Raw genomic sequence first — 14,620 nt, 5'->3', positions numbered from 1 at the left:
CTGTTAGAGGAACTTGTTGGCAGTTCGCCACGCCGGCCTAGGGCCGGCTGGCGTGGACTTGTGTTCGGAAGCGGGTGAGGCGGCGGACGTCGATGCGGCTGGGGCACGCGAAATCAGGCCGTCCAAGGCATCGAGCGGAATGAGCAGCCTCGAACCGGGGCCGCCCGGCTGGGCGAAGTCAATCTGGCCCCGCCGGATCCAGCGACGAACCGCTGTCGATGAGACGCCGGCGCGGCGGGCGCAGTCGTCGACCGACTCAAAGCCGCGCTCTGGCTCTTGATCGCCGGGTTGGGATTGAGTTGACTGTGGTTGGTGTGTGGCCATCGAAGCAGTCCAGAGATCGACCTAGATTCATTCACCCTCTGGAAGCTTCCTCATCCGAAATTACGTGGACGTTAACTTTGCCCTTCCCGGTTCTAAGATGGGTGAGCAAGACGCGCACAACGGTCCAGATTGACACAAACACCTATCTGAAAAAGACTTGCGACTAACGATGCCCCATAAATTTTTGGAGGCGCTGGCCCAACGCCAGTTCCAGCTGAAGTCGAGAAGGGCGGGCTTTCGCGCCGTTCGAGCTCTAGCAAGGCATCGGGACGCAAAAGAATTCGACGAGGACCAACGTGCGTGGCTAAGGAATCTTCGAAAGGCAGAGAGAGTAATGACGGCGAAGGCTGCCAACGCGGAGCCGGATGTGCGGAAGATTTACCTGCGCCCGGAAGACGCGCTGTCCGGACTCGATGCATCGATGCGGTGGGAGGTGACGCGACGCCACCCGTACTACGCTGAGTTTTGGAAGGTCTTGAACAACGACGAGCACGAGGGTGCGAAGAAGTCGGCTCAAACCGATGACCCTGCGGGTCAGTCGCCTGAAGAGCTGCGAGAAGCTGCGATTCAGAGCGCGATGTCTTGGGGCCTCACAGCCGTACCCAGAGGGCAGGACGACGCCGAGCGAGCTCGCGCACTAGCTCTCCGCGATCGCGCAATCCGCATGCTGCATGCGATTCGCGTAGGGCGCCTTGCGCCGAACCCAGCCTTCGAGTTCGATAAGCTCGACGATGAAACACCGAGTACGATGTTCCTCTTCGCGTCGGTGACTCCAGTGACGGTACGGCACTACGCGAGGGTTTTACTTTGTGTGCTTCCGTCGAAGAGCGTTGTCGAACTTGCGATTCTTCTCTGGCGAGCCGGTGCGGATCAAGCAGCGATTCCAGGAGACACGTCGCGCCGCGACATACAGCGACAGTTCGCGCTGTCGCTGCTCGAAGACAGGAACGACCATTGGCTGGACCTTGTCCCGAGCGAAACCATTTTCCACGTTGATCCGAGGCCGTCGCTTCGGCAAATCTTGGAAGACATCGAAGGCCAGGCCAAGCTCCTCAAAGGCAAGTACGAACTCCCCGAGACCCGGGTCCACGCAGCCAAACAGCGAGAATACCTGAAAGTCTGGGATGCGTGCGAAGGCTGGTCGGACGGCGTCTACCATCCCGGAACAGAGAAGACGTTCAAGCAAGTCGCCCAGGCGAATCATGAGTCGGTCTCTACCGTGTTCAGCAAGTACGCGAGCGGGTTCAAGCTAGTCACGGGCCTTGACTTGAAGCTCGAACTGTGGCTGGATATCGTCGCTCGCTACAAGCTGTCTCTGGTAACGGATTCTAGCAAATTTCGGAAACGCGGCTTCCGCCGCAACCTAATTGCTCGCAGCGTTCTAGACGTGCCTGAAAGCCGCTTGACGAAGCAATCGTTCGACGGCGTGACCCCAGTCTTCACGGAGCAGTCGGAAAACTGCGACCCATCCACTGACATGGAACTCGACGAGCTAATTAAGGGGATCTTGGCGTCACTCGGGACCGACAAGTCCGCGGAGCAGATCGCCGAGGAGCTAGGGATTGACGTGAGCACAGTAACGCGGCTGCGCCAGCGGCATGGCGAAATCGGAGAGCAGTTGTTTTCGGAACTGGAGCAGGTTTGAGTACTTCGCCGGTCAAGCGAATCGAAATTACACGCGGCATAATAAGTATCCGTGCTTCATGGCCGTGCCGAGTGGAAGCGGGCAAGGCTGCTCCAGCAAGTCGAGTCAGCACCTCCAACAAGCCTCGCGGGGCTAAACCCCTTCAAGTACTTATGACGCAAAAACTGCAAAAATTTAGTGGTTAGCGATCGGTAGATCGGTTGCAGTTGCAGTCCCTGATATCCGGACACTGACCTGCGTCGCCCGACCTCATCCGTGTGCGATACGCGAGCCCGGGCGTTGACAACCGCACCCAGGAATTGCCCGCGCTCTCAGTCGAGGACGCCGCCGATTCCTTGTTTCGATTATCAGCCAAATACAAGCGGAAAACGCGACGATTTGATGCTTCGGCTGGTGTGGGCCTGCCGCTATGTCGGTCTGAACGGTGCTCCGCATCGTCCGGATGTCCATCGGGCGGGAGGGCAGGGCGCCGAGAACTCGGCCGTCGCCAACGGCGGCGAACGGCCGCTTATTGCCGCCCAGGCGTCACGAGATAACCTCATAGCGACGACGACATCGGGGACGATGGTGGATCGCGCACTGGTGGCTCGAAATCCCGTCACCTTGAGGTCCAGAACGGCTCCCCTGGACAACGATGCGCCATCCCCTGACCCATCATCCGCCGATGCACTACGCCCACATGCTCCCCGACCGCGGGCCCGACGCATGGGAGCCACTCGAAGAGCACCTGCGCTTGGTGGAGGAACTGGCGGCAAATTGGCTCCGGCCTTTTTGCTGGAGCGCCAGGCGTTGCCGAGTGGGGCAGAACGCTTGGCCGTTGGCATGACCTGGGGAAACCCTGCCGAATTTCAAGTAATTCTCGAGGAAGCGGAGGGCGTTGATGCCCACATCTAAGGGGTCACTGGGCGGGGCGATCATTCCACGGCCGACACCCAGCACGCCGCCGAATCAGTACTCCGGTGGGGCCGCCGATTGGCGTACGCCCTCGCTTGGCATCACGCTGGCCTGGCGGACAGCCAACAACTGGGCGACCGGCTGAACAAAACCGTCGAGCCATGGCGAGACGCAGCGACCGTTGACGCTGTCGCTACTTCCGAGCTGTGCAAATTGAATTACCTTGGGGACGGCGTAGTCATTGAGCACCAATCCAACCTTGACCCATCCAAGAAATCGCGTCTCAACCGCCTAGCGGCCGAAGACTGGGACGCGCCACGGATCGTCACCACCAACGTGCAGCACTTCGACTCGCTGTTCGCCTGCCGAACGATCCCTGCCGCAAGCTGCACCGCTTGGCCGGCAGCGTGAAAATTCTCGACGCGGCCCACACACTCCCGCTGGAATTGCTTCGGCCCTGGACGCGCAGCACGCGGTCGTACTTCATCAGCTCCCGCACGCTGCCGAGTGACGTCCGATCGCAGCCGGAGGGGCTTCTTGGGTCGGCCCCCGCCGCTATGGCGGTAGGGGCGGTTGGTGACCGGCGGCGCCCCAAGCCAGCAAGAAAACGTGGTGGGGACCTCGTTGACGAACGGGTGCTCATGATCGCTCGGGCGCTGCAAATACAACGGCTTTGAGCCGTACCCCCTGTCGAACGCCAGCCAGTCGAACCGCACGCCGTTCTGCCGTGCGCAGTCGTAGAGCCCCAACGCCATCCGTTACCTCGATCGGTAGACGACTTCGTCGGGGATGCCGGCCTCTCAGCAGCGCCCGCGGTCCTCTCGACCAGCTCTCAAGCGGGAACAAGTCGCCGTCGATCAGGTAGTGGAAATCACCGCTAGCAGCCCGTTGATCTAAACACATATTTCTGCGGCCCGCCGACGGCGTGGCCGGCGGCCGCAAAAGTTTATACCGCGGGTTGATCGAGTCGATGGCGCGTCCCACGAGCTGAGCAGCGCCGCGATGAGAAGCCAGGCGAGCTGCATAAGCCCGGCGGAGCCACCTTCGCCCGGCAGGCCCCTCGGCGTGCCGATCCCGAACAGCTTCCGCATTACCAGGCCCAGGTTCCGCACCAGCGCCGACGTCAGTAACCGCTTCCTCACCTTGTCGATCCCCCGCAGCCATGTGCGGCGTGACCCGCCGGTGTCGCACACGTGGGCGAAGCTGCGCTCGACCCGTTCACTCCTCAGCCGCTGGAGCCGTTTGTTCTTGGCGGTCTTGGTCCGCCGGCGGTTCCCCTTCACCGCGCGCTGCTGCTCGACTGGCTTGGCGCTCAGACGCGACTCGCCGCGGCGCTTGGGCTCCGGCACATACGTCCGCACCCCGACCGACGTGACTAGTTCCAGCTGCTCGGCAGCGTGGTAGCCCTTGTCGGCAACCGCTTCTTCGATCTGCGCTTCCAGCCCAGCCTCTGACAGGTGCGTCTGCGCCTCCATCACGCTGTCGCAGAGGGTCTTCGTGTCGCTGTGGTCGCCGTGATAGACCTCTGCCGCCAAGATCAGTTCCGTCTCGATATCGACCACGTGCTCCGCCTTGTACGCCAAATGCGTGCGGCCGTCCTTGAGCTTGGTGATCCGCGCGCTCGGGTCGGTCGTGCTGACCCAGTCGGCGTTCGAGACCTTCTTGTTCTTCCGCTTCTTGTCGAAACGGCGGACCTCGTCGTCGGTCGGCTCGTCTCCCTCCTCGATCACTTCTTCCTTCTTCATCAAGCCGACGACGTACGCCTTCCAGTCCTCTCCGGTGTCGCGTCGCACGATACTCTTCATCGCCGCATCGGCTTCCTACGTGGTCGAGTCGACCGCCACCGTCTTGCCTTTGAGCAGCCCCTGCTGCGCCGCCAGTTGCAGCACCAGCCGGAATACTGCCTGATGGACTTCCAGCGGCAGGCGGTCGCGGACCCGGCTAAGCGTCGAGTGATCGGGGGTCGCCTCGGTCAGCGGAACGCCCAAAACTCCCGCAGGCTGAGGCTGTCGGCGCACCGCCACGCGATGCCGCGCTGCGAACCGATCCCCTCGAAGTAGCCCACCATCAGCATCCGGAAGTAGACACCCGGCGGGATCGACGGCCGCCCACGCGTGCCGGTCGGCTGGTAGTACGGCTCGCACAGTTCCTCGACCTCGCGGTCGAAGCCCGCCTCGGAAAGCAGCCTATTGAGCCGCTCGTAGAACGCGTGCCCCTGACTCTTGGGCAGCTGCTCTGCCGTCACGAACAACACGTCCTGCCGGTCCCGCTCTCGCCTTCCCATCCCCATCACTTCGCTCCTGCTCAAGTGACCCTTTCGTCGGTGAGGCAGTTTAGCGCCAAGAGTTGGTGCGGGGGAGTGGTATTTTTCAACGGGCTGCTAGCGCACCCCCACAAAGGTATGAGGTTACTCGTCGTTCCGTATCTCAATCTCGTTGCATAGGCCAGCGAAGGCAAGGCATATCACCCTCCTCAGTTCTGCAGCAAATCTTGGCGGATGTCGAGTCGTACGGGGGCTACCCGCCTCACCCTGTGGTTCGAGTCGTCCGCCAACAGGCCACACGGCGGTAGCGAACGAGGCCGAACAGCACAAGGCAACTCCCCACCATCGCCAGCGAGCTGGGCTCGGGGACGGTTGATCCAAGTGAGGACCCCTCGATCGGCGGATCGACGATCATCGGCGGATTCAGCAGCAGGTTGATCGCGTTCGTCAGGTAGGCCATGCCATCGTCGGTGTAATTGACTAACGCATCGTTCCCACCGAAATGACGGGCGCTCATGTACATCCGCCAACCCGCGTTCACGCGCGGGTCTTCGGTGGTCGGCAGCAGTCGATCGCCCGGCGCCCAGATGGCGGAGGTGATGTAATTATCGGGGGCGCCGCCGTTGACGCCGTTACTCCCAATCTCGGTGGTGGTAAGGATGGTCCCACCAAGGAAGACCCCGGGATTCTCTGGGTCCTCGGGGCCGAGGTTGTCCTGCGGACGTTGCGCGTACGGTCCAGTGAAGCTCTCCGCAGCGACCGTGAAGCCAGATAGCCCGAAGTTACCCGACCACAGCGTGTACTGCTCGGGGCCGATCGTCGGCGTCAGGACTGGGTCGGTGGTGTCATTCATCAGCGTGCCGGTGGGGTTGCCGACGTTGTCGCGCCACACGGTATAGTCGGCGGCGTTAACCGTGTTGTCCGCATTAAAGTCACCCGCGGGGTTGGCGCCCAGCACGACCCGTTCGGGGACCGATCCGAGAAAATCGAAGTAATCATCCGTGCCATCGTTATCGAGGGTGATGCCCTGGAATAGCGCGTCGCGTACGTCTTGATCGATGTCGGCCCGGAGACGCGATTCGCTTGCCTCGGTCCGCACCGTGGTAGCCATCAACAGCGCGTTTGCGTGTGTCTGCTCGAACCAGCGGAAGCGGTCTGCCCGTACGGCAAACGTGTGGTGCGACAGGATGGGCACGGTGGTCGCGTCCACCGCGGTGCGGAGCGCGGCGTTGTTGAACGGCCCGCTGCCGTCGGGGCGGTTGCCAAAAATCACAAGGTCGTACGCGCCGGCCCACGCCTCCACCGCTGCCACAGTGAGTTGAGCGGCCTGCGTGTCGTAGGTGACGGTCAGGCCCAGCGTGTCGGTCAGCAGCCCATGGTAGTTGCCGATAATCGCAGTGTTGGGGTCCGACTGATCCACGGGTAACCCGTTCACCTGGTCGCCGATGTAAAGCACGTTTTGACCGTTTGCTGGCTCGCCCGCCAGAAGCATGGCACATGCCAAGATCGAGCAACCTCGAAGAAAATGCAGCATCACAGCTCCCTCCCAGAAAAGAACTAGAGAAGTTATTCGGAACAAACAAAGGACGGCCGGCCGCCCGTGCATGCACGACCAGTAGGACCCTCCGGCGTAGCTGGCCTCCCTGACGAGGGGTGCAAGAACCGAGGACTCGTGAAAAGGCTTCCGATGAAAAGTCTCGCCCAAACGCCCGGCCGGCGCCGGAAGGGCGATCGTCGACCGAATCTTCCACCGCAGGCGGTTCAACCAAGCAGATCGAACCACCGGCCGCGGAACTCTCGGCAGAGTGATAGGTCGGCGGGCGGCGCTACGGGACAAAGAAACTGAAAAAATGGTCCACTTCTGCGGCGCATCCTGGCTTCTAGCGGGTCTGGCCCTCGGCCCCCCCCTGCTAGAGCGCAATCCTAAGGCAAGTGCGAGAGCGCGTTGCGTCGATGGCATGAGCAGAGGACGTCAACACTGCTCGCGGCGCCGCGGGCCGACTTGCAACTCCCCGCCGGGCCACCCCCTGTTGGCGGCCGTTGAGTTTTTCAGGCTGACGCCGTCGCCGTACGGGAGGCTAGCCCCTTTCGGCGCCAGTCAGCACCAACAGCCAGTCGTGCAGCACAGGCGTCGGGGGCGCCTCCCATCCGCCTTGGGCGTCCGTGGTTATCTCCCCCAACGGGAACACTTGGGTCGACATCGGGTCGATATATCTGGCCTGGAAACTTGTGTTGGGCGCTAGTTGCCGAACCACGGGGGGCACACGCCACGGCGCCACGCCGTTGGGGAAATAGATCATCCTCATTCGGTCCCCAATCCCGGCGGCATACGCTCCGCGTGGTTCGTCGATCGTAGCCGGATTGGAAATCCACTCTGGGTTGGAAGTGAGTTTCTCCCAGGAGTATCCCAGCAAGATCCTGCGGCCTGCCCCCACGTGCGCGGAGCCAGGCCATCGGTAGGCGTCATCCCACGCGGCGTTGCCCCACGTCTGACCGCCCGGCGAAGGTCCGAAGGGGTTGTCGCGGCAATTAAACTGCCAGATACCATCGGCGCCATAGGAGAACCCAGGCGCGCCTGTGAGCATCGAGCTCCAGAACAAGATTCGCTGGATCTTTTCCTTGCACTCCCCGTTCATCCCTTCGAAGCACGCCTCTCCGATTAAGACGGGTCGCCCTGGGTAGAGCTTACGCGCCGCGTCAAGGTGATCGGCAGCAGTCGCTACGGACGCATCCTTGTGCCCGGGTTGGATCATCACAAAATCCAAGGCATCCATGTCCGCCAAGGGCCTGAGCCCGCCAGAAGCGGGGCCCGGGTGCACCGACCGAAGTCTCTGATATGGGTCGATTGCGCGCACGTAGCTCGCAACCTCTCCCCAACCCTCGCGCTGCGACTGCCGCGCGGACGCTGCTGCTTGGTTGTCCAGCAGGTACCACGGGAGCACCGCTTCCCCACACAGCGTCCAGGTGACAGGGTAGGCGCCGTAGCGGGCGATCAAGTAGCGCCAGTGCCGCTTCATCTTCTCAACCCCCATCTCCGGCAGGTAGTACCCCCATGCCCCCACGATATTGGGAACCAACCCCTCTCGTACGAGCCATGCGATGCGCTGATCGACTAAATCGAAGTACTCTGGGTTGATGGTCTGATAACCGGGTGTCCATGCGTGGCCCGCGGCGTTGGCGCCGCGAGGATCGAACGACTGGATGTCGCACGGGAAGGCGATCGCTAGTTGGATCACACTGAAGCCCTTTTCCTTTCTGTCGGCCGTGAGCAACTGGAACCCGTCGGGCCAGTCGAGCCGTGACGTCATTCCATGCCACCACGAATCCGCAAGCCACAGGAAGGGGTGACCGTCCTGGTGCCGAAATAGGCGGCCTTCCTGATATAGTTTCAAGGGCCCGTGCGCGAGCAGATCGTTCCCTCCTGTGTACTCGATGACGGAAATACGGCCCCGCCGCGCATGGAGTCGCTCGTTCGAAACGTCGTTGCATGCCGTCCTAAACTGGTACTCCCCGAGGTGAGGCGAGCTAAACCGGAACCTCCACTCATTGCCGCCCGCCCAGAAGGCGGGCAACCTGAACTCCGCCCCATCCGCATCGGTCAGGACGGCATTCAACTCGACGTCTGCGAACGCATCGCGGTACTCGATTTCAGAGTAACAAGACCATTCGATGATGCAGTTGCGTTCAACAGTTAGTCGGATGTTCGAGCGATGGAGCGCGCCACGGCCTTCGTCTGCTCCGCCTTCCGCGCACACTTGATGCGTACCAAGCCAGGCAGCGAGCACGCCGCAAACGAACACCACGTACGCGCTAAAGCAGCGATGCCCGAGGGCCAACTTCAATACTGGCATTGGGGGTTTCTGGGTGCTTTTGGATCGCAAAGAGAGGACTTGGTCGAGCAATGCAGACGCGGGGCTGAGCGACCCTCATGACACGCGCTAGAGGACGAGCGTGCCGACTATCGCTGGGAGCTAGGATAACGACAGACGGAGAAATCGGGACAGGGAGTATTCGCAGTCCAAGGTTAGTCGAAGTTGACTACAACTCGGCGAAGCGATGTCAGGGTTGGGGAACCCGAGTCGACCACCTCGAGGATCACGTGTACGTCCTTGGGGGCGCCGTCGTGCAGCGGATCAACGGAGACCACTTCATTCTTGTTGCCCGTAGGTGTGATCGTTGCTTCGCCACCCGCTTCGACATCGATCCACCATCGGAACTCAAGCGGGCCTGCGTCGGGGTCGGACGATCCGCTCGCGTCCAGCTTCACGGGGCCGCCTGGTCGCCCATGAACGAGCAACGGCCGGAGCGCCGCGTCGCCGTTAATCTGCACCCGCGGCGGGTGATTCGCCTGGTCGGGGTCCGTGACGCACCAGTCCATGCGAGCTGCAAACTCGGCCTGAAAGTAGGGGCGCCAGCGAGACACGGTCTGCGTGGCGGCGGGCCCCGGGGCATTTCGCCAGACGCCCGGGGAACTCTCAAAGAACCGCCCGCCCCAGCCCCCCCAATCGGGGTGATCGGGGTCGTGCAGTCCGCTCGGGAGGAAGTAGAACCAAGAGGGCGTGTCTCCCTCCTTCATCGCCGCGTGCGGGTTGGGCGCTGTCCATGTCTTGGTCGGGTAGAGCGCGCCCAGCGGGCCGTGGTCCGCGATGACATGGCGACTAAGCCAGTCGCGTGAAGTCAGGCTTTCATCGCCGCCGAGGTACATGCCGCGAAACGCCGACTCGCGATTGTCTCTTCCCTTAGCGGACTTGCTAAGCACGTAGCACGAGAAGTCGTAGCGCGACGCGAGCTGCTCAAAAATCCCATCCTGATCCTGGATGTCGTGCACACGCAGCCTGCTGAGGCACTGCCGTAGCGCCGCGTCGCCGTGCTGATGCTTCACGTCCCACAGCGCCTGGGCGAGGTCGGTCTGTCCCCCCCAGATCGCCACATTCAATGGCCCGGCGTCGAAGCGTAGCAGCGCTTCGACAAGGAGTTGGGAACCCGCTGTATGCTTAGACTCGCCGATGGCGCCCCACCCGCGTTCTGGGTTGCCAGAGACAACCCGACGTCGCAAGTCGTCGGCCTCTGGGAAGCGGACATCGTGCAGGCGTAGTCGCGGCAAGACCTGCTCGTATGCGTTGATCGCTTGGTGGATCAGGTCTGGACGCGTGACCTTGCTGCTCAGTTCGTTCGGCGTGCCCGAGGCAGAAGCCACTAGGCCTTCGATCTCAAACTCGTTCGCGTAGACCAGCAGCCGCACCAGGGACTGAATATCATCTGGGTCGCCGCCAATGTCGCTGGTGACGACTAGACGCGGCCTGGCGTCGGACCCCTGAGAGGCGGGACTCGCGTCCGTTGGGGGCGCCGCGGCAATCGCTAGGACCGCGCAAAGCAAGCGCGGTCCGAGGGGTCGTCCACAGAGCAGCGCTGCGCGTTTAGTCGTTCTCGGCCGTAGCGTCATCGTAGTCTCGGTTGGTTGGCTACTGAAACAGCGGGCGGGACATCTGGCGATCCATCGCCGACCAAATCGTCTCCAGCTCGGCGAGCACCTCCGGGCGGCTCCCGGCGAAATTCTCTGATTCATCAATGTCCTTCGCGACATGGTAGAGCTCCCACTCCCGGGGCTCCTTCGTGTCGCTCGCGGCAACGATCTTCCAGTCGCCGTGCCGCAACGCGGCGAGGTGGCCTTGGCGCCAATAAAGTGTCTCATGCGAAGAGGCGGCGCCGCGATCAGCAATCACCGGCAACAGGTCTTGCCCTTCAAGCCGTGACGGGAGCGGTCGCCCGCTCAGCCGCGCCGCGGTCGCGTAGATGTCGAGCGAGCTCACGATCTTGTCACACACCTGCCCCGCCGGCGCCCTTCCGGGCCAGCTCACAAGGAACGGGACCCGCAACCCACCTTCGTACATCTCCCCTTTCCCGCCCCGGAGCGGCAGATTGCTCGAAGTCAGTTCCTGCGTCGGTCCGCCGTTGTCGCTGAGCAACACAACCAGCGTATCCTCCGCCAGCCCCAGTTGCGCAAGACGCTCCACGATGCGGCCAACGCTGGTGTCTACATCGGCGAGCATGGCCGCAAACACCCGTCGTTGCAGCCCCTCGATCGAGGCCATCGTGGCGAACGTCTCGGACTTGGCTTGCAATGGGCTGTGCACCGCGTTGTAGGACACCGTCAAGAAAAAGGGCACGCGCCGGTTACGCTCCAAAAAATCGATCGCCTCGTCAGTAAAGGCGTCGGTCAGGTAACGCCGCTCAACGACCGGCTGTCCCCCGCGTAGGATAGGATTGTTGGCGTCGTAGGGGGGCTCGTCGCGTGCCGTATGGGTTGAGAGCACAAGCGTGTCGGAGGCATGATATCGATCGCCGTTCCCCGCGGGCAGAACGGCGCGGCGGAGCATGGTGTAGGCGTCCAGGTAGGGGGGCGGGACATAGAAGTGCCCTTCGTGCAGGAATCCGAAGAACTCATCGAAACCATGTCGTAGCGGGTGAAATGGGGGCGCACCCCCCAGGTGCCACTTTCCAACAAGCCCGGTAACGTAGCCGGCAGACCGCATGAACTCCGGCAGCGTCAGTTCGGCGTTGGGTAGGCCGGTTTTCGGCTCTTCGTTCTGCGCTCCAGTCGGGTTGAACTCGTAGCCGAAACGCGTGGGGACCCGCCCGCTGAAGATTCCTGCACGCGAGGGGCTGCAGTTCGGAGCGGTCACGTAGGCCTGGGTGCAACGGACCCCGGAGGCGGCCAGCGAATCGATATTCGGAGTCGGAATCTCAGGGTTCCCCTGGCAACCTAGTTCTCCGTAACCCAGATCGTCGATGATTAGCAGCAACACGTTGGGCTGGCCATGAGACGGCCCTTCAGCCTGGGCGGGCGCCCCCCCTGCCATCGCTAGAAGGATCGAAGCCGTTCCGCTTGCAAGTAGTCGCATCATCAAGGCTGTGGCGTCGGTTGGCGCGTTGGTTACGTCCGGATGCGCGGGCGCACCACGACTGACCGCAAGCCGGGCCACGCCAGCAGCGCGAACGCCGCGAGCATCGACCAGGTGGCCGGCTCCGGAGCTTGCACTGCTTGGGCGGGCGCGGCGGCTGCCGCCCCGATGCTCTGCCGCCAAACCTGATAGTCACCCGGGCCGATTTGGCCGTCGGCGTCGCCGTCGGCGCCGGTCCCCGGGGTCAGGGAGGCGCCCAGCGTGTCGCGCCACACGGTGTAGTCGGCCGCATCGACCGCGCCGTCGCCGTTGTAGTCGCCCGCGATGGCGACGATCGGCTGGCCGAACACCGTCACCTGGTCGATGCGCCACACCTCGCTGACCTTCGAACCATAAACCTCAATCTGTACACGCAGGTTCGCGTTGTTCTCCGCCCCGCTTGGGAGCGCGAGCACTGCCGTAGAAACCGGGGCCGCGGCGCCCGCCTCGCTGGCCCATGCCGCGGAGGCCGGCTGGTCCTGCCCTTGCCAAGCCCCGTGGTCCAGCAGCAAGCGTTGCCAGCCGTTGCCATCCGCTAGGTCGAAGCGGATCTGCAGATAATCGGACCAATTAGGCGCCAGCCCGCTCAGGTCTTCTAGCGTCTCGTACGTTTCCGCGCCCTCCTGGAACGCCGTCAATTGAACGGCGATCTCGTGCATGCCGGTCGTATCGACGGTGCGCGTCAAGCTCGTGGGCTGGTTGCTAGAAGAGAGCGCAACCGTGTTGCCGGCAACCGTCGCGGCGCTCCACGCCGATGGGTCGGATTGCAGCCAGGCGCCGGCGGAACCGACTCGGCCGCCGCCACCCGACGCGCCGGGATCAAGCTCAAAGTTGTCTGAGAACACCACGCCGCTGGGGGCGGGGGGCGGCTCGGGCGTGGTGCCGGCGAGGTAGTCGAGCACCCCCTGCAGCTTCGGCGTGTCGAAGATGGATTGGTTCTCGTACTCCTTGAGCCCCCAACTGCCGAAGCCGCCGAAAGCACTCGTTGAGGAGAACAGCATGAAGTCTTTCCCGCCAACGCGCTGCCACTCTTCCAGCATCTGTCGATAGAGGTCGCGCATCTCGGGCTCGCGATTCATTTCGCTGAAGATGTCGACGAGCTGTTGATCTTGGTTGAGCACTCCGTGCGCGACGAGATGTTGCCCACCCTCGTACGCAAACAGGTCTACCCCGTAGGTCTGGGCTTTGGCCGCGTAGCGCTCCATGCGCGCCACCGCGTCGTCGAACTGGCCTCGAAACCACTCCCAGCGTTGCTCGGAGGTCCATGCCTTGATTTGGGCCGCGTCCGGATTGGTCGAGCTTGTCCGGATGACCCCCTGCACATACGGCGCGATCGCGATGGCGTCCACGTTCTCGGCAATGTCGCCGTACTCCATGATCCGATCGATCATGGAGCTGTTCCCGGCCTGGCTGCCGATCACCCGGGTAAGGCGTTGCATCCCCTGAGGGTCAGCCCCTCCCCGGGTGAAGACCTCCTCGAAGATCTGGAATACCTCGGCGGAGCGCTTGGCGTACCAGTGCTGACCGGCAATCCACGGCTCCTGGCTGGGCTCCATGACTAGCCCCTGCTGGATGGCGTACTGCGCCTGCTGGAACTGCCCATTCCACACCTCGTTAGAGAGTTCGACACGGATGTTCAGCGCGGGGTTGGCCTGATCGCGGATCGTCTCCGCCATGCTGCGGACGAAGTTGTCGTCTGCTAGGTGAGGGACGTTGAACCATGGATTGATCCCGGCCTGGTTGGCCAGAGCGATCTGATACTCAATCGCTACGCCGTTGTCGCTGGCCTGCGTGCTGTCTGTCGTAAGCGTACGCTCCGACCACGCGCTGATGGGATTGCCGTTGGTGTCCTGCCAGTCCATGAATCGAAAGCCATCCATCATCGACCACGAGTCGAGAAACTCTTGGCGGAAAGGGTTGGAGGGTTCGCCTGCTTGGTACGACGACTCCAGCGCGGCCGGAACCAACCGCAGGTTTCGCACCGGATCGCTCGGCGAGGTGGCGTTGATCCGTATCGTGTAGCGTTTCTTCTGGTCGGCCCCAACAATGGGCGCATGGATACGCCCGCTGCTCGCGTTGTAGCCGTCGGTAATGCTGACACTGCCGACCCCGTCGTAGAGCAACACGTACTCGCCCCCGGCGACACCGATCGGCTTGTCGAAGAGTCGGTAGGCGGAGCCAGAATTGATCTGGGCCGGGTAGCCGTCGTCCCGGACCACCATATTGCCGTCGTAGTTGAAAGGGGTGCCGTTGTTCCACCCAGCCCCCTTCATCAAGTCGATAAAGGGGAGCTCTCTGGAGTAATAGTTGACGCCGGTCAGATTGAGCCCGACGGGAACCCTAGTTGTCTGCCCCAGCGTTTCGACGCAGCATAAGGCCAGCGTCAGCAACCAGGGGCTAGAGATTCGGTGCGTCATCGCTCTGGGCTTCCCTCGGGGTTCTCTCGGAAGCAGGCTCGGCCCGTCGAAGACCCGATCCGTGCGACGCACGAGGACGGTGACGATTCCGCGCACGCTTCAAGGCGCAGGCGAGGATCGGTGCTGGCGATAAACA

General features: G+C 62.7%; 12 protein-coding genes and 1 pseudogene. 3 read left to right on the top strand and 10 right to left on the bottom strand.

The window, feature by feature from the left end:
- Positions 1 to 3: 3 nt before the first annotated feature.
- A complete protein-coding gene (locus tag Pla175_RS27045; RefSeq protein WP_197527391.1) occupies positions 4 to 324 on the bottom strand; it encodes a helix-turn-helix domain-containing protein in 321 nt (106 codons plus the stop codon).
- A gap of 334 nt (positions 325 to 658) precedes the next feature.
- Between Pla175_RS27045 and Pla175_RS09705 the strand changes: the two genes are divergently transcribed.
- The 3 genes from Pla175_RS09705 to Pla175_RS26480 all read left to right on the top strand — a co-directional run bounded on the left by Pla175_RS09705 (position 659) and on the right by Pla175_RS26480 (position 3,274).
- Complete coding sequence (locus Pla175_RS09705) at positions 659 to 1,969, top strand: hypothetical protein (protein WP_145283646.1); 1,311 nt, start codon at positions 659 to 661, stop codon at positions 1,967 to 1,969.
- 880 nt (positions 1,970 to 2,849) lie between these two features.
- Positions 2,850 to 3,008 (top strand): hypothetical protein, encoded by a 159-nt coding sequence (locus tag Pla175_RS25925; protein WP_197527390.1) that lies wholly within the window; start codon positions 2,850 to 2,852, stop codon positions 3,006 to 3,008.
- 68 nt (positions 3,009 to 3,076) lie between these two features.
- Complete coding sequence (locus tag Pla175_RS26480) at positions 3,077 to 3,274, top strand: hypothetical protein (protein WP_231954309.1); 198 nt, start codon at positions 3,077 to 3,079, stop codon at positions 3,272 to 3,274.
- Between the two features lie 89 nt (positions 3,275 to 3,363).
- Here Pla175_RS26480 and Pla175_RS27040 read toward each other — a convergent pair.
- The 9 genes and pseudogenes from Pla175_RS27040 to Pla175_RS09660 all read right to left on the bottom strand — a co-directional run.
- Positions 3,364 to 3,618: pseudogene (locus Pla175_RS27040) on the bottom strand (transposase); the annotation flags it as partial.
- Between the two features lie 138 nt (positions 3,619 to 3,756).
- Positions 3,757 to 4,668 (bottom strand): transposase, encoded by a 912-nt coding sequence (locus tag Pla175_RS09695; RefSeq protein WP_145283642.1) that lies wholly within the window; start codon positions 4,666 to 4,668, stop codon positions 3,757 to 3,759.
- Positions 4,669 to 4,683: 15 nt separating this feature from the next.
- Complete coding sequence (locus Pla175_RS09690) at positions 4,684 to 4,851, bottom strand: transposase (protein ID WP_145283640.1); 168 nt, start codon at positions 4,849 to 4,851, stop codon at positions 4,684 to 4,686.
- Entirely contained in the window at positions 4,836 to 5,171 is a 336-nt protein-coding gene (locus Pla175_RS09685; RefSeq protein WP_145283637.1) for a transposase, read from the bottom strand. The genes Pla175_RS09690 and Pla175_RS09685 overlap by 16 nt, the downstream gene beginning before the upstream one ends.
- A gap of 217 nt (positions 5,172 to 5,388) precedes the next feature.
- Entirely contained in the window at positions 5,389 to 6,582 is a 1,194-nt protein-coding gene (locus Pla175_RS09680) for a PEP-CTERM sorting domain-containing protein (protein ID WP_231954307.1), read from the bottom strand.
- A 622-nt stretch (positions 6,583 to 7,204) separates the two neighbouring features.
- Positions 7,205 to 8,968: a DUF5060 domain-containing protein gene (locus Pla175_RS09675; RefSeq protein ID WP_231954299.1), complete on the bottom strand. Its 1,764-nt coding sequence runs from the start codon at positions 8,966 to 8,968 to the stop codon at positions 7,205 to 7,207.
- A 182-nt stretch (positions 8,969 to 9,150) separates the two neighbouring features.
- Positions 9,151 to 10,503, bottom strand: coding sequence for a nucleoside hydrolase-like domain-containing protein (locus tag Pla175_RS09670; RefSeq protein ID WP_197527388.1), 1,353 nt, complete (start codon positions 10,501 to 10,503; stop codon positions 9,151 to 9,153).
- 85 nt (positions 10,504 to 10,588) lie between these two features.
- Positions 10,589 to 11,932, bottom strand: a complete 1,344-nt coding sequence (locus Pla175_RS09665) for a sulfatase-like hydrolase/transferase (RefSeq protein ID WP_197527387.1) — start codon at positions 11,930 to 11,932, stop codon at positions 10,589 to 10,591.
- 128 nt (positions 11,933 to 12,060) lie between these two features.
- Complete coding sequence (locus Pla175_RS09660; protein ID WP_145283628.1) at positions 12,061 to 14,484, bottom strand: hypothetical protein; 2,424 nt, start codon at positions 14,482 to 14,484, stop codon at positions 12,061 to 12,063.
- Between the last annotated feature and the right edge of the window lie 136 nt (positions 14,485 to 14,620).

Source organism: Pirellulimonas nuda (assembly GCF_007750855.1).
Lineage (GTDB): Bacteria > Planctomycetota > Planctomycetia > Pirellulales > Lacipirellulaceae > Pirellulimonas > Pirellulimonas nuda.
This window is presented reverse-complemented; position numbering and strand designations above follow the sequence as displayed.